Raw genomic sequence first — 15,817 nt, forward strand, 5'->3', positions numbered from 1 at the left:
CCGGTTTAAAATTCCCCAAAAGTTTGTCGTCGGAAGTGACACTTGGCAGGGTTATCGCTGCAAGGATGACAAGATCGCGGGCAATTGCTCGATGAGATAGAGCGGAAGTGAGAGCAAGCAATACTGACTGGGCACCTGCTTGCCTCGCACATACACCCGTGTCTTTATATCGTGTACGCTTGCCGCACTGGCGTTAAATCGAACGGCAAGCGGGATGCCTTTTTCGGCAACAAACTGGTGGAGGGATTTGAGCGTGCCTGTCGCACCTGTTTTGACTTCAATTGGCACAACGCGCCCGTCAATAGCCACCACGTAGTCTACTTCAGCGTTTGATGACTGTCCTTCCCGGAGCCAGTAACTGAGTTCACGATTGGGGGACTCGGCAAGCAAGTACTGAAGATGCTGGCCGATAAACTGCTCGGCCATAGGCCCCTCGTTGACCAGTTGCAGTTCAGTCGCGCTCTGGATTGACTCCCAACTGATTCCGCATGCGGCCGTCATCAGCCCGATATCCATATAGATTAGCTTGTAGGTGCGGGAGTCTGAATCCGCTTGCAACGGAAGTCCATTACAAGAGCTGTGGACCACTTTCGAAAACACGCGCGCCATGCACAGCAATTCGATGTCCGACTTGATGGTTGCTGCCTGATCATCCCTTGAGTAGTGTACGTATTTGACTTTCTGCCCGACATTTTGTGCGGCTGAATTGAAAACGTTGACAATGCGTGCAAGGTTACGTGATCCGATGTACTTCGGGAAGTCTTCCCGATAGGTATCAATGATTGAAGCGTGTACTTCCTGTACAGCTCGCATTTGACGTGTAAGTCTGTACGCTTCAACCGCTTCTGGCATGCCGCCGACAAAGTAGTAATCACGTAAGTGTTCGATTAGAAGTTCGTGGATTACCGGGTCCAAACCTTGTTCGATATCAAAATTAATAATCGCACGGGCGAGCCCTTCAGCGCCAACCGCATTCAGGAATTCTGTAAAGCTCATGGACCCCATATGCAGGTATGTGATACGGCCTACAGGCATTGACCAATTATGATCGCTCAGGGAGAAGTCAAGCAATGAACCCGCAGCCAGAACCGGAAGACGGTTCATGTCCTCCTTGAAGTAGCGAAGGGCAGCGATGGCCTCCGGAACGGATTGAATTTCGTCAAGAAACAAAATCGAATCGCTTCTGATTGGCTCAATCCTGGGCAATCCCTCCAGAACATTCAATATGTAGGTCGGATCGTTGCGGGCGAACACATCAGCCAAATTGCGATGGCGTTCCAGATTGATTTCGGTGAGTGGTCGGCGGCAGCGTTCAGCGAACAATCGGACCAGCGCAGTCTTGCCCACTTGACGTGCGCCGCGGATAATCAGAGGTTTTCGGGTTGTTTGCGCCAGCCAGCGGTCAAGGCGGGTGAATTGTTTTCGATCCATTATGAATTGTAGAATTCCACTGAAAGGCAGTTGTTAACAGTAAAAGACAGGTGTGTATTGATAATATTAATAATTATACATAGGTGTGTATGAGTATTTCGAATATTTCAAGTGATGTATTCGATAACGACACCTCGGAATCAAGCGGAAACTAGCCTCGCTCGCAGCAAAGCCCGAGACTGACCACTGATGGCCCATCACATACCGGTTTGAGACATGGTCATAATGACTCGACACCCCGTCCATTGATCTGGAACGGCGATGCTTGATTGAATCATCAACCGCAAAACACCAACCGCCCTGATGCATGGCGTTGGTAGAACAGCCTGGCGATTCGTGTCTGCCAGCCTCGCCAGTTCAAATCGCTGCGTTTCATAAAGTCATAGAGTACATCTTTTTGGACTGTGCAAAACGACTCGACATGGGATAGGCAGAATAGCGACACGCTCCTTGAGCGAAGCCAGTGCCAAAGCAACAGCATGTAGATGACAATCTGTGCAACACAGCCGCTACGCTATAAAATCGCAAGGGTCGCCCAAGGTGATACGGTTGCCCACCTTTATCCAAAGCAGATTTCACAAGTTCCGCTACCCTATCCATTGCGTCTTGAGCAGAAGAAAATCGCCGACTGTCTCGGCTCGCTGGATGACCTGATCTCACCAACAGGCCGGAAGCTCGAAGCATTACGACAGCACAAACAAGGGCTGATGCAACAGATCTTTCCACAGTCGGGTGAAACTGTGCCAAAGTTACGGTTTCCGGAGTTTCGCGATTTACCAGCGTGGGAATTTCAGCCGTTAATTGCACACACTGTGATGCAAAGCAGATTTTCCACATTCAGCTAGTGCAACACAATATTGAACTGACGCCGTAGTTGCGCATCGACTCTTGAATCGATGTAATCCGGGTGATGATCTGCCAATACCTTTCTCACATGTGCATTGGCCTTTTCGCGAATTGTCTGCTTTCCATCTTCCATCCAGGAGTCCGGGTCCTGACGGTTTGAATGCGCGGGATAGTAATAGTCACGTTCCATGGCTGCCATCGTGTGCTGGCCTCCAAGAAAATGCCCCTCACCGAATACAGCCTCTCGAATTGCCTCAAATCCCATAGTCTCTTCGTTTACTTCGATCCCTCGCATCAGTCGATAGACATGGCAGAGCATTTCATCATCAATCACGAAAGCTTCAAATGACACGCCGAGCAGACTGGCCATCATGCCAGACGACTCATAGATCAGATTACCGCCGGCCAGTCCGGTCGCAGTCGCAGATATCCCTTTTTCGAAACCCATTTGTGCGTCCACCGCTTTCGCATCGGCCATGCTGCTCGCAACTCCTGATGGAAGTCCCAGCCAATTCGTGATCTGAGCCGCAGCAGCATTCAAGACAGATATCTCTCCCCCACTGCCCGCAAAAGCACCGGTACGCAAGTCGATGACGAAAGGCCAATTCGAAAAGATCATCGGATATCCGCTCTCAAACACATTGACCATGATCAGTGCCGCCAGCGTTTCTGCCAATGTTGAAACCAGCATTCCAGCTGGAGCTGCCGGTGCAGTCGCTCCTGATTGCGCTGCTATGATACAGTTGAGCGGCATTCTGTTCCGCATTGCGGCAATTGCAACGAATACTGCATCCTCACCATAGCGCAGCGGCGATACAACCGGACTGATATGAGCCTTGCAGAATGGTCTTTTCCGAAATTCCCCTTCCCCTCCGAGAACAAGATCAAACATCCTGACAGCCGGGTCGACATGATCACCAGCGAAGAAACTGGTTCCTACCGGTTTGGTTGTCCCCTTAAGCAACGCGTAAGCGGTATTGATGTCAAGGTCGAAGTTGTTCGGAATGTCAGTGGCTACACAGCAGCGTGTAAACCACGAAATATTTTTCAGTGTGTCTGCGAGTCGGGTGAAGTCATATAGATCTTTAATTGTCGATGGGCGATAGCTGCCGCTTTCAAGATCCATCGTTTGCACAGCGGCACCGCCGGTGCCGAAATAAACCCGGCTTCCACCGACTTCGATGTCATGTTTCGGATCGCGACCGAAGAAAACAAACGACTGGCATGCTGTAGCCACAACATCCTCAATCATGCTTCGGGGGAAGCAGAGTCTTCCGGCATCACTCAGATGTGCACCGGCCTGCAAAGCCCTGTCAGTCAGATCGCTTGCGGAGTTGTCCATGCCGATCTGTTCTAAAACCTTGACTGCGGTATCAAAGATCGACTCCATCTCATGCTGGCTGAGTGGTTGATAGTCTCCACCGGTCGTCCCTACAGGACACGGATCGATCACAGGTGGCTGAGCGCGCAACGTACGAATCGCGTCTCTGCCCGAGCGGCCACTTCGCATGCTGTGTCGCTTGCCCGTCATTGCTTCATCCGCAGATTCTGAGGGTCATACAAGCATCGCGCGGTCACTTCAGCGGGATAGACTTCACCGATAATTCCCACTTCCAGACCCGATGCCCGGTCTTTCAGCGCATCGGAGTCGAGATAGGCGTATGCAATATTTTTCTGTACCCTGTGTCCGTAACCGCCGGAGGTGATGGTGCCGATCAGGTTTCCGTCACAAAAAACCGGGTCCCCGGAATGAGCTGGCGCCGTATCGCAATCGACGGTCATGACTGTGAGTTGCTGTCTTGCTCCGCGGTCAATTTCACTTTGCAGGGCGTCCTTTCCGACGAAAGTGGACTTGTCCATTTCGATAAATCGTTCCAATCCGGCTTCTATCGGATTACGCTCATAGATCAGTTCTGCCTTCCAGTGCAAGTAACCCTTTTCCAGGCGCATGGATTCGCTTGCGTATGAACCAAACTGAATCATATCGAATTGTGTGCCCGCTTCTGTGACCCTGTCATAGAGTGAAACCAGATGCTCGTTGGCTACGTGCAGTTCATAAGCCAATTCACCTGAATAGCTCAGCCGCATCACCAGTACATCCACATCTGCGAACTTCATGCGTTTTGCCTGCAACGGTCTAAACGTCTCGTTTGACCAGCTTTCCCCGGGAGCCAATGACTGCAGCAGGTTTCTTGATTGAGGACCGGCAACTACCAACGTTGTATAGGCTGAGGTTATCTCATGCAAGGACACTGAAGCAGGCAGGTGTTGACACAGCCAGTCTCGGTCATGCCATTCAGCTGCGGCTGCGGAACCATACCAATAGCGCTCATTGCTGAGTTTGGCAACAGTCGCTTCGGCAAGCAAGTGACCGTTTTCGGTCAGGAAATAGCAAAGATTGACCTTGCCGGCCTGTTTTGGAATCGTACTGCACGACATGCGTTCCAAGAACTCAACTGACCCGGGCCCCCTTATTTCATATCGATTGAATCCAGACACCTCCATAAGTCCAACCGCATTCACAATTCCATTTACTTCATTTGCTACAACCTCAAGGGTCGGCGAAAAGCGGTATGATGGCTGATCCTCGAATTCAGGCGATGGCTTGAAGAACATCACCCGTTCCCAGCCATTGATCACACCCCAATGACAGTCTTGCCTATCCAGTTCCGCATAAAGGGGTGTCGAGCGAGCCAACCGTGCTGCAGGCCGAAATTCGTGAGGAAGATGGTAGTCAAATTCTCTCCGATATTCTTCTACAGCTTTGGCGCAGGTCGCGTCAATAGTCGCCCAATGTGTCAACCGGCGGGGGTCCAGATACCAAGCATCCCATTCGCACTCTCCGTGGACAATAATTTGTGCAAGGACTTTACCAAGTCCACCGCCTTCCCCAATGCCGGCACGCAAGCCGAGGCAGGCGTAAACATTGCGCTGACCCGGGACGGGTCCCACCAGAGGTGCGCCGTCGGCGCTGTAAGTGATCGGTCCGTTGATGACTGTGTGAATTCCGGTCTCTGTCAGACAGGGGAGACGGCGAAAGATGCGTTCCATGTTGTCCAGACAACGCTCCAGATCGGAGGGACAAAGAGATTTGGTAAATCCGGGGTCGATTCCGCTCAGACCGAACAACCGGCAATCATGCTCATACACCCCGACTAACAGTCCGGTCTTTTCCTGACGGCTGTAAAAGTTGTCAAGCGGGTCGCGTATGATCGGCACGCGATAGTCAAGCTGGGCAATCTGTTCAATCGGTTCGGTCAGAAAGTACATATGTTCCATCGAAACGACCGGATGAACGACACCGAGCATCGAGCCGACTTCATTGACCCGGTAACCGGAGGCGTTGACAACAATCTCACAGCGAATGTCTCCTTTTGTCGTATGAACAGTGAACTCCCCATTTTGCTTGCGTGTGATGTTTTCGACTGGATTGAAGCGATAAATTTCACATCCGGAGTTTCGAGCGTGCCTTGCCAGTGAAAATACGAGCTGAGCAGGATCAATATCACCATCCAGAGGATCCCACCAGGCACCCAAAATACCATCTGTTCCCATCAAGGGATGTCTTCGGCCTGCTTCTGCAGCATCGATATACTCCATTTCCACGCCGACTCCCGAAGCCATGGCAATATGGTGTCTATATGTATCGACCTGCGATGGTGTATGCGCCAAACGCATGCCACCCGTGATGTGGTAGTTGATAGGGTATTCAGGATCGCCTGCCAGTTCACGATACAAGTCAATTGAGTGGCGTTTCAGCGCAACCATCGTTTGGTTCGCGCCAAACTGGGTAACCTGAGCTGCCGCATGCCAGGTCGATCCTGATGTCAGTTCATCCCGCTCCACAAGGACTGCGTCATTCCAGCCTTCCTGGGCAAGATGGTACAAGGTGGATACGCCTCCTATACCACCACCGATAATGACGACTCTGGCATGTGCCTTCATGATTCGACAGAAATGAACCTGATCATAGGAATCATCCACGTGCTGACTGTTGCCATGAGCGTCAGCCGTCCGACCTCGCTAACGACATGGTTGCAATCGGTAAAATGGATTGAGATGGGGGAGGGGAGGCAGTATGGGAATTCTCACTGAGTGATGGACGGTACCGGCATTGAGACAGTCTTTTGCGCAACATGAATGCAACGTTCTCGGCTCAATGAGCCGTAAAGGCTTATTATAAAATACACATTTCACTCCTGCCCGAAGACGATCGTGGTTTTTTTGATTGTAATGAGGTCTCGACAATCGACAAACGTGACAAAAATCTGATTGTATGATGCCAGATTCGATTATTGCCGTAATGTTTGATGTGTTCGGTACTGTCGTAGACTGGCGTTCCAGCATCGCGAACGAGGTCAAGTGTGTACCCGGGCTTGAATCGGTTGACGGCCATGAGTTTGCGGACTCGTGGCGTGGGAAATACCAGCCGGCGATGGAACGTATCAGGACTGGGGAAAGGCCGTGGACCAAACTGGACGACCTGCATCGGGAAAACCTGACCGAGGTGCTTGAAGACTTGGGCATCGGAACACTCTCGCACGCACAGATGGACGACCTGAATCGTGCGTGGCATCGACTCCGACCCTGGCCGGACGCGGCTGAGGGGCTGCATCGGCTCAAGAAACGATACATCATTGCGACTTTATCAAACGGTAACGTCTCACTTATCGTCAACATGGCGAAGCATTCCGGCTTGCCCTGGGACATGGTATTGGGGGCGGAAGTGGTCAGGCACTACAAACCGCAACCCGAAGCCTACCTCAAATCGGCTGAAATGCTTGACCTTCAGCCTCATGAATGTATGTTGGTCGCAGCTCATAACTCGGACCTCGTCGCGGCATCCCGATGTGGTTTCAAGACTGCGTTTGTCGCCAGACCGACGGAGCACGGTCCCGATCAGGATTTCGATCTCAACGCGACGGGTGATTACGATGTGACAGCAAGGGATTTTTTGGAACTGGCGGATCGACTGGGCGCTTGAGTTGATGAAGGGACCACTGCTGGCCGTCTAGGTGTTGATTGTTCCATGAGCCCCTGTGCGTGACCGTTCCCATGCGGTTTTTTCCTCAAGGTTTCGGTACGGTACTGACGATGATGCTGACTATGGCAGTCGGCAGTTCGGCGATTTTGTCTGTTGCGGTCAGTGCACCTGATTCTGCACCGGAAATTGGAGTTCGCGCGACTCATGTCGGCCTATTTACCGGGGCGGTATATTTCGTTGCAATGTTTTCCGGCAGTTTCTGCCCTGGATTCATCGTCAAGTACGGTCCGATCAGGGTATTGCAGGCCACCACACTGCTTTCGGTCCTGGGTCTGCTTGTCTTTACCCTGGCTTCGCCGCTCGCAGTGGTCATGTGTGCGATTTTACTTGGGATCGCCTATGGCCCGATCAATCCAGCAAATGCACCGGTTCTACTCGCGGTCACGAATTCCGGAAACCGCGCATTCATGTTTTCCATCAAGCAGTCCGGTGTGACGGTTGGCGGCGTAGCCGCCGCGCTGCTTGTTCCTTTGGTCGCTGTCTGGCTGAACTGGAAGATGGGAATCATTTCGGTAGCTTTGCTTGGTATCGCCACCCTGATAATTCTGCAACCGCTGAGACGACAGTTTGACAGCACCCGCATCAACGTACCTTTGGCATGGTCATTTGCTACGTTGATCGGTCCGGTCCGACAAATCATGAGAATTCCCTTGCTCAGAGGTTTCGCGACGGTCGGATTTACCTACGCAGGTGTTCAAATCTGCATCAGCAGTTTTTTTGTTGTCTTTCTCGTGCAGCAGGGGTTCACTCTGGTCGAGGCGGGTGTATGTTTTCTTTTTGTCAATATCGGCGGAATTATCGGTCGTATCGCTTGGGGCGGCATTTCTGACAAGTGGCTGACACCCAAATACACACTGACCGTGATTGGTGTGATTTCCGCTGTCTCCCTGAGTGGAATTTTTGCGGTTACCGACGGCTGGCACAAGTTTTTCCTATATATATTTTCATTCATACTTGGTTCGAGCACACACGGATGGAACGGTGTATTTCTTTCTGAAGTCGCTAATCATGCACCGCAGGGCGAATCACACAACTGGACCGGCGGGGTTCAATTTCTGATTTATGGCGGGGTCGCGGTACTTCCGCCCTTGTTCGGTTTCGTCATCCTGACGACCGGTGGGTATACCGTCCCATTTCTGCTCATTGCTCTTTGCGTATTTCTAGCAAGCATTTCATTGCTTTGGCTGTATCACACTTACAGTAGTTTTCATTAGGACAAACGACCGCAAGATGGTCACGCTGTCGGTTTCAAGAGCGGGCGGGACGCAACAGTTGACCGCAATCATGTGTATTCGTTGAACAATACCCCGATGGGTACCGCATAGAGTTTTAGTCCGTCTCGCGAGAACGGCAAGATTCGATCACCCGTGTAAAACAACACGCCATGAGCGAACCTGTCACCCGAATATTGCGACAAAGCGGCAAGACCCTTAAAGTCGCGGCTGCTTGCACTGGCCGATGCCTTGACTTCAACACCGACAATTTTTCCATCACTGCGCTCAAGAACCAAATCAACTTCAAACTGGCGGCGGTCTCGATAGCAGTACATCCTTGACGCGCTGCGTGCTCAAGTCGCATGCTTGCAGCATTCCATATAGACGAGATTTTCCAGCAGGTTGCCGTAGAATTGGCTGTTCAACAGTTGATCTTCAGAATTTATCCCGAGCAAATGGCAGGCAAGACCGGTGTCGACAAAATGAAGCTTGGGCATACGGGCGATCTGACGCTTCGCAGGGTTGTTGGTGTATTTTGCCAGTCGGCGAACAACAAACATGAGTTCCAGCGCTTCGATGTAGGATTTGACGGACTTGTCGTTCAGTGCGAGGCAAAATAGCCGGCTGTCACATCGACTTGAGTAATCGCATGATACTTGAGCATCGACTCGAATCTGCGATGAACGTTTTGCACCGATCAGCCCGACCATACCCATAGGTAATGTACCTGTATGGAAGTCAAATACGAGAAGTGGATTTTTTCAACGATTTGGAGTGGAAGACAGCAATCAGTTTCATGTGTAAGTCCGGTTCAGCCAGCGTTCGGACACTTCGCGACCCGGCCGGTTCAATGACGTCGCTGTCAGCTACAGGGATTGGTCTGCCCCTGCCCGACTCCGACGTACGTGATGTTTTTGGTGTGGAAGTCTTTGGCCTCAAATAGGTTGTGCAAATCAACGATAACCGGACCGGTCAGGTCTGCGAGCAGTTTGTCGATGTCAACTTTGCGGTAACCGTCCCAAGCAGTCGCAAATACTACGGCGTCAGCACCACGAACCGCTTCGAATACGTCGTCGAAGAATGCTACATTTTGCAAGACTTCCTGAGCATTGGCTATTGCGAGCGGGTCATGTGCATGAACAATGGCACCTAACTCCGTCAGCTTGTTTATGATGGCAATACTGGGGCTATCCCTGATATCGTCGGTACCCGGTTTGAATGCCAGTCCAAGGATGGCTATGACCTTGTCGTGTACCGATCCGCCCAACGCTGATTGCACTCGGAGAGCCATATTTATTTTGCGTTGATTGTTGATTTCCACAACCTGTTCCACAATCCGCACCGGCGAACCTGCGTTTCTGGCTGTCTGTACCAGTGCGATGGTGTCTTTCGGAAAGCAAAGACCCCCATAACCGGGTCCAGCACGCAAGTGTTCCTTTCCAATGCGCTCGTCGAGACCGATTCCGTACGCCACCCCCCGCACGTCAACACCGGTCAGCTCACACAAGTCGGCAACTTCATTGATAAATGAGATCTTTGTGGCGAGAAACGCGTTGGAAGCATACTTGATCATCTCCGCTGTTTCAAGATTGGTATCCACAATCGGGACATCCTGAAGAATGAATGGCAGGTACAGTTCCCTGAGAATTTCTTTCGCTTGCGCCGATTCGGTTCCGATCACAATCCTTGAAGGGTTCATGAAATCATGCAAACTCGTTCCCTCGCTCAGAAATTCAGGATTGGAGGCTACATGAATGTCTGCGTCCGGATTGACCGACTCAATCAACTTCCTCACGGTCTGGCCGGTACCGACCGGAACTGTTGATTTGACGACAACAACTGTTGAATCGACAATACATTCGGCGATTTGCCGGGTTACTTCCAACACATCAGTCAAATCGGCGCTGCCATCATGGTCCAGTGAAGGTGTGTTGACGCAGATCATAACGACTTTGGATTCAATGACAGCAGTCTTCAGATCCGTGCTGAACGTCAGACGCCCATTGGTTGAATTGCGTTCCAGAAGTTCCGGCAGCTGGGTTTCGTGAATCGGGCAGCCGCCCTGATTCAGTTGATCGATTTTTGACTGATTGTTGTCGACGCAAACCACATCGACACCCAATTCGGAAAAGCCCGCACCGGTCACCAGACCAACATAACCTGTTCCAACGACTGATATTTTCATGCGTGGTGCCGTAAACCCTTATTGAATCAATAAGATATAGCAAATACGGATGGCAAGCCAACTATACCGATTTTTGAATTGCTGATTTGACCAGATGTCACCGTAAAGCCTGCCCCGGACGAAAGTGAGTGCGGTAGCGCACGTGATGCATTATTGTAATGTATGGTCAACCAACGACGGATTCAATCCACGGCGGAATTTTTCTCAAGCGTAAGTATTGACGACAGAATAAAAAACATGTAGTTCTGAACAATTTGCCTCGAATTGTTTACACTGTGGTGCATGAATCAGGTAATTTCGCACGACTGGAAAATCCAACAGGGGTGGGTGACAGTCGATGGCTATTGGAGCACGTAATTGAGTAACGGTAACAAAATGAAACCCATTCAGTCTGACAGGCGAAAGGTTGTAAATATTGACGTCGGGGAGTTCAAACCGCTCGTGGACGACAACGGGCGGGTGGACGGCGAGGTCCTGCAGGCCAATGGAAACTATGACTTGGGTTGCGGTTTTCACGTCTATCGTATGCCGCCGGGACATACCACGACACGGCATATACACAACGGAGACGAAGACTTTCTGATCCTGGAAGGTGAAATTGTCGACCATGATGGATTTCGATATCGCAAAGGTGATCTGGTGTGGCTGGAGGCCGGTACCGAACACAACTCGTACACCGAGCATGGCGCGCTGATCGCAGTCTTTTTCCGCAACTGAGCCGCGTTCGGCTCAGATGACCCGGCGCTTCGGGATGATCAGATTGCGACCGGCTTATCGAAACTTGTCGTATATATAGCGGGCAGTCATCAGGTCAAGGTGCCCTCCGCTGCCATTTTTGAACAATGTGACGTCCTGTGTTGAATTCCGTCCGCGGACAGATCCACAGCACAGCTCATACAGATCGCCCCGCACATCTGACTTGGCAATCGCACCGGCTTCGATTTCGACACTGTCGATATTCATTGAATCTGCGAGCGTCTGTGCGCGAGAAAACGTACGGTTCCAGATGGTTACAGTATCAATCGTCGTATGAACCGCGCAATGGGCACGGATGAGATGAGGCGCCATGGCTCCCGCTCCGATCATCGCCATTGACTTGGGACTTGAGTTGGCCAGCAGTTTAGATCCTAAAGCAGAATCAGCAGCGGTCTTGTAGTAAGTCATTGCGGTTCCGTCGATGACTGCTGCAGGCACACCGACCTTGACTTCGTTCATGTCGAATCCAATCTGAACTCGATGAGTCGTCTGAGAAAGGGAATCGTGACTTTTCGACGTGTTTCGACTGCAGTGTCAATTTCGTTCAGGAGCCTCATCAGGGAATGGACATCCCGAGAGAATCTGCTCAATATGAACTGAATGGCTGACTCCTCAATCGTCAGTCCTCGCCGGGCAGCTTGACGCTCGAGCAGCTTTGCCAGATTCTCATTTGACAGTGGATCCAATTTCAGGGACTGACGTCCCTGAAATCTATTGACCAGGTCCTTCAGGCTGAATCTCATATCAGCTGGTCGGAATCTGGATGAAACCAGCAGTCGTTGGTTTTGGTTTTCGATGCGCTCAAAGAGATCGAACAGAGCGTTCTCCCACGCTGGTTGCGCCGCAATTGAATGCACGTCATCCAGACACACGAGCGTATTTCGGGACAATTCGTCCAGACAGGAAGGATCAAGATTCAATTCCATAAGTGGAAGATAGATGCTGTCATCCGAAACATTCGCGACAGCAAGCAGCAGATGGGTTTTCCCTGTCCCCATCGGTCCCCAAAGGTGACAGACCTTCGAGTTGACTTTGCATTCGAGGAAATCATGCAAGACGGACAATGTGGCAAGGTTCTCACCCGGCAGGAAATTTCCAAAAGTCGATGGATTACTCAGCCTGACGGGCACAACTGTCTGTTTGGTCATGTTCACTTTGGCGGGGTGGGATTACATTGAGTAATCTCTGCGAATCGCCCAGACCCAGACATATTGTGTACCGCTGGCGATCGTTGATAGCGCAACCGCGATCATCAGGACTTCGGTCAGATACGGGATGAACAGCCACGACGTATTATTCAAAAGGACAGCGATGACGTATGTAATTTGCAGGAAGGTATTGATCTTGCTCGTCAAGGTGGGCTGCATCGGAATGCTCCCATTCAATGTTGTCAGTACAAGATAACCGCCAACAATGACAAGATCCCGAAAAATCACCAGCATCATCAGCCAAAATGGTATGACATCGAGTATTGTCAACATGCCATATGCTGCAATGATGATGATCTTGTCGGCGAGCGGATCCAGGCTTGCACCAAGTTCGGATGTGTAGTTGAAACGCTTGGCAATCCAACCGTCCAGACCATCTGTGAATCCTGCCAGTATGAACAGAATCAAGGCAAGTTCAAAATTCGCATCCCGAAGCAGCACGATCAGCAACGGAGCCGCGGCGATTCGCGATAATGTCAGAATATTGGGAATCTGAGATGCAAGAGACGTCATTTTACCTGATGGTTGATTCGCAGTGTCTCGTCGACAAAGTCCTTTATTTTACGGTAAGTTATGCTTTGCTATCCTGCCAGGCGGAACGATTTTCAAGGTAAAATGACAAATGCTGCACCCGCATGGTGCATCTCGTTGAACCAGTCTCGCACTTGTACCTCAATTTCGAATATTGTGACAGTTTCTGACCGAAATAAAATTACTTACGAAGACGCCGGCGTTGATATCGATCTGGCCGACAGAATGATCAGGTCCTGGATGCCCCAGATCAGCCGTACGTCTAAAGCCGGACAGATCGGGTCGCCCTTGGGATTCGGTGGGCTGTTTGAGGTTCCACCCGGGTATGACTCGCCTGTTCTCGTAAGCAGCACCGATGGCGTTGGAACAAAACTGAAAATCGCATTTGAACTGGACAAACACGACACAGTCGGTATCGATCTGGTTGCCATGTGTATCAATGACATTATAGTTTACGGCGCGCAGCCACTGTATTTTCTGGACTACATTGCAACCGGCCAGCTTGACGAGAATGTCGTTGGCCAGGTGATCAACGGGATTGTCGAGGGCTGTGAAATTGCAGGGGCGGCACTGATCGGAGGAGAGACTGCGGAGATGCCCGGCATGTATGCGTCCGGTGAGTATGACCTCGCTGGATTTGCTGTAGGGATAGTGGAAAAGTCTGGAATCGTCGACGCCGCGACAATTGAAGTTGGCGATGCAGTCATCGGCATCGCGTCCACCGGGGTGCACTCAAACGGTTTTTCTTTGATCCGAAAACTGATCGAAGACCGGCAATTTTCCCTGGCGACTGAGATTGAGGGATGCTCTTTGGGCGAAATCCTGCTGACGCCAACCCGAATTTATGCGAAACCCTTGCTGAAAATTGTTCAAACCGGCTCAATACGAGCACTGGCGCATATCACAGGTGGCGGACTGGTGGGGAATATCGAACGAGTGATGCCGGCAGGATTATGTGCAAGATTGGACTCGCGATCCTGGCCCGGTCAACCAATCTTCGACTGGATTCAAAGTCACAGTCATATCGACGACTACGAGATGATGAAAACATTCAACTGCGGGATCGGCATGGTGGCTGTTGTGCCACACGAGGCAGAGTCGTCCATTCGAAAGGATTTAGACGCGATGCAAATGCCTGCCTATCGGATTGGAGTGGTCGAGGCGTCGAACGAACCTGCGACCCGGATCGAATGATCAGCCACAATCCACCGATCCGAATTGTTGTATTCGCTTCCGGCAACGGATCGAATCTGCAGGTTATTGTTGACAAAGCTCAGATTGGAGAGTTGTCCGTTGAAGTTGTCGCTGTTATCAGCGACCAGGAAAATGCCTATGCCCTGGAGCGGGCCAGAAAGGCGAACATCAGGCCGATATTTGTGAACCCTGACTGCTACCGTAATCGATTGGCGTACGATGAGGCGCTGAAACAAGTCGTTGTCAAACTCAATCCGCAGCTGATTGTGCTGGCAGGCTTCATGCGGATTCTGTCGGCAGAATTTGTAGCAGGCTATGAAAATCGCATCATGAATATACATCCATCCCTATTGCCGAAATTCAAAGGGTTGAATACACATGAACGGGCATTGGCGGCAGGAGAAAGATATCATGGTGCGACTGTCCATTTTGTGACGGCAGATCTGGACGATGGACCGATTATCGTTCAGCATAAAGTGCCAGTGTTGCCGGATGACTCTGTCGACACGTTGGAGCAAAGAGTGCATGAATGCGAATATGAGATTTATCCTCGAGCCATTCAATGGTTCGCAGACGAAGTTTTGAAGTACGGACACGTGCAGTCAGTACCCATCAGTGAGATCAAGTTATGAATCCAGCGAAAAATGGTATGTTTCAATCCGCACTTTACGTAAAGTCCACAATGTGTCTGATCGTATTGTCGATCCTGACGGCGGTTACCCTGGATCAGCCGCAGGCTGAAACCCAACCGATTGGAATCAAAGTCAGATTTGCGGTTCTATACGGCGATCTGAAAATCGGCGAGAGCATCCGCACTGTTGTCAACGGCAATGACGGATATACCTATGCGGAACATCGCGTGCAGGTTGGCGGCCTTTTGAGGTTGTTGGGCGAGGAGTCCTACACGCAGGAATCAACTTTTCAATTTCACGGAACTGAGGTTGTTCCGATTCAATTCAAGGTTATGGATGAATCCAAAAATGAAGTTGCCAACGGTCAGTTCAACTGGGATGATCGGACAGTTGTGTTCGGGAACGGAACGACAATCGATATGCCAGAGCATCGAATTCTTGATTGGGAATCATGGTACGTCACAATGATCAATTCGCAGACACGGGATTTGGAAAGCCAGCGTGTCACTGTTGTTGAAAATAACAGGGTAAGAACATACGAATACCAGGATGTCCAACCTGAACAGATTGACTTCCAAGGTGAGACAGTCGACACGATCAGAATCAAATTGCAGGACGTGAATGATGGGAGAAGAAGTTATGATGTCTGGATCAGCCCGCAGGTGCTCAACCTTCCGCTTCGTATAGACAAGATCAAGAAAAGTCAGCGGATCAGTTTTGTCGCTCGTTCATTCGATTGGGTATATTCCAAGTGAGATGATCAGGTGAGGCATTTC

Annotated in this window: 14 protein-coding genes and 1 pseudogene; 7 read left to right on the forward strand and 8 right to left on the reverse strand. The window is 50.8% G+C overall.

Annotation, left to right across the window (positions count from 1 at the left end; genetic code table 11):
* Positions 1 to 51: 51 nt before the first annotated feature.
* Positions 52 to 1,431 carry an AAA family ATPase gene (locus OXI60_06075; GenBank protein ID MDE0309384.1) on the reverse strand — a complete coding sequence of 460 codons (1,380 nt, stop codon included), beginning with the start codon at positions 1,429 to 1,431 and terminating at the stop codon, positions 52 to 54.
* Between the two features lie 485 nt (positions 1,432 to 1,916).
* Here OXI60_06075 and OXI60_06080 point away from each other — a divergent pair, with 485 nt between their 5' ends.
* Positions 1,917 to 2,276 (forward strand): hypothetical protein, encoded by a 360-nt coding sequence (locus OXI60_06080; protein MDE0309385.1) that lies wholly within the window; start codon positions 1,917 to 1,919, stop codon positions 2,274 to 2,276.
* On the opposite strand, the gene OXI60_06085 is transcribed toward OXI60_06080, so the two are convergent.
* Together OXI60_06085 and OXI60_06090 are read right to left on the reverse strand one after the other, a co-directional pair.
* A complete protein-coding gene (locus tag OXI60_06085; protein ID MDE0309386.1) occupies positions 2,273 to 3,808 on the reverse strand; it encodes a trimethylamine methyltransferase family protein in 1,536 nt (511 codons plus the stop codon). The two genes, OXI60_06080 and OXI60_06085, sit on opposite strands and share 4 nt — an antisense overlap.
* The gene (locus OXI60_06090; protein ID MDE0309387.1) at positions 3,805 to 6,261 is read right to left on the reverse strand and encodes an FAD-dependent oxidoreductase; all 2,457 of its coding nucleotides are present in this window, start codon (positions 6,259 to 6,261) and stop codon (positions 3,805 to 3,807) included. The genes OXI60_06085 and OXI60_06090 overlap by 4 nt, the downstream gene beginning before the upstream one ends.
* 295 nt (positions 6,262 to 6,556) lie before the next feature.
* Between OXI60_06090 and OXI60_06095 the strand changes: the two genes are divergently transcribed.
* Both OXI60_06095 and OXI60_06100 read left to right on the forward strand, forming a co-directional pair.
* Positions 6,557 to 7,261: a haloacid dehalogenase type II gene (locus OXI60_06095; protein MDE0309388.1), complete on the forward strand. Its 705-nt coding sequence runs from the start codon at positions 6,557 to 6,559 to the stop codon at positions 7,259 to 7,261.
* A 71-nt stretch (positions 7,262 to 7,332) separates the two neighbouring features.
* Positions 7,333 to 8,535, forward strand: coding sequence for an MFS transporter (locus OXI60_06100; protein ID MDE0309389.1), 1,203 nt, complete (start codon positions 7,333 to 7,335; stop codon positions 8,533 to 8,535).
* Positions 8,536 to 8,603: 68 nt separating this feature from the next.
* On the opposite strand, the pseudogene OXI60_06105 reads toward OXI60_06100, so the two are convergent.
* Both OXI60_06105 and OXI60_06110 read right to left on the reverse strand, forming a co-directional pair.
* Positions 8,604 to 9,095, reverse strand: a pseudogene (locus OXI60_06105) (DUF4143 domain-containing protein).
* A 302-nt stretch (positions 9,096 to 9,397) separates the two neighbouring features.
* On the reverse strand, positions 9,398 to 10,720 hold the full coding sequence (locus OXI60_06110; protein ID MDE0309390.1) for a UDP-glucose/GDP-mannose dehydrogenase family protein: 1,323 nt from the start codon (positions 10,718 to 10,720) through the stop codon (positions 9,398 to 9,400).
* 375 nt (positions 10,721 to 11,095) lie between these two features.
* Here OXI60_06110 and OXI60_06115 point away from each other — a divergent pair, with 375 nt between their 5' ends.
* On the forward strand, positions 11,096 to 11,437 hold the full coding sequence (locus OXI60_06115) for a cupin domain-containing protein (protein ID MDE0309391.1): 342 nt from the start codon (positions 11,096 to 11,098) through the stop codon (positions 11,435 to 11,437).
* Positions 11,438 to 11,491: 54 nt separating this feature from the next.
* Here the strand turns inward: OXI60_06115 and OXI60_06120 are convergent, their stop codons facing one another.
* The 3 genes from OXI60_06120 to OXI60_06130 are packed head-to-tail and all read right to left on the reverse strand — an operon-like array spanning position 11,492 to position 13,197.
* Positions 11,492 to 11,935 carry a hypothetical protein gene (locus OXI60_06120; protein MDE0309392.1) on the reverse strand — a complete coding sequence of 148 codons (444 nt, stop codon included), beginning with the start codon at positions 11,933 to 11,935 and terminating at the stop codon, positions 11,492 to 11,494.
* The gene (gene hda / locus OXI60_06125) at positions 11,932 to 12,624 is read right to left on the reverse strand and encodes a DnaA regulatory inactivator Hda (GenBank protein ID MDE0309393.1); all 693 of its coding nucleotides are present in this window, start codon (positions 12,622 to 12,624) and stop codon (positions 11,932 to 11,934) included. Before hda ends, OXI60_06120 begins: the two co-directional genes overlap by 4 nt.
* Positions 12,625 to 12,645: 21 nt before the next feature.
* Positions 12,646 to 13,197, reverse strand: a complete 552-nt coding sequence (locus OXI60_06130) for a CDP-alcohol phosphatidyltransferase family protein (protein MDE0309394.1) — start codon at positions 13,195 to 13,197, stop codon at positions 12,646 to 12,648.
* 174 nt (positions 13,198 to 13,371) lie between these two features.
* Here OXI60_06130 and purM point away from each other — a divergent pair, with 174 nt between their 5' ends.
* From purM to OXI60_06145, 3 genes are read left to right on the forward strand one after another with little or no spacing between them, the layout of a single operon-like run.
* Positions 13,372 to 14,409 carry a phosphoribosylformylglycinamidine cyclo-ligase gene (gene purM / locus OXI60_06135; protein MDE0309395.1) on the forward strand — a complete coding sequence of 346 codons (1,038 nt, stop codon included), beginning with the start codon at positions 13,372 to 13,374 and terminating at the stop codon, positions 14,407 to 14,409.
* Positions 14,406 to 15,041, forward strand: a complete 636-nt coding sequence (gene purN / locus OXI60_06140) for a phosphoribosylglycinamide formyltransferase (protein ID MDE0309396.1) — start codon at positions 14,406 to 14,408, stop codon at positions 15,039 to 15,041. Before purM ends, purN begins: the two co-directional genes overlap by 4 nt.
* A complete protein-coding gene (locus tag OXI60_06145; GenBank protein MDE0309397.1) occupies positions 15,038 to 15,796 on the forward strand; it encodes a DUF3108 domain-containing protein in 759 nt (252 codons plus the stop codon). The genes purN and OXI60_06145 overlap by 4 nt, the downstream gene beginning before the upstream one ends.
* Positions 15,797 to 15,817: the final 21 nt, after the last annotated feature.

The sequence above is a fragment of the Acidiferrobacterales bacterium genome, assembly GCA_028820695.1.
Taxonomy (GTDB): Bacteria; Pseudomonadota; Gammaproteobacteria; order Arenicellales; family JAJDZL01; genus JAJDZL01.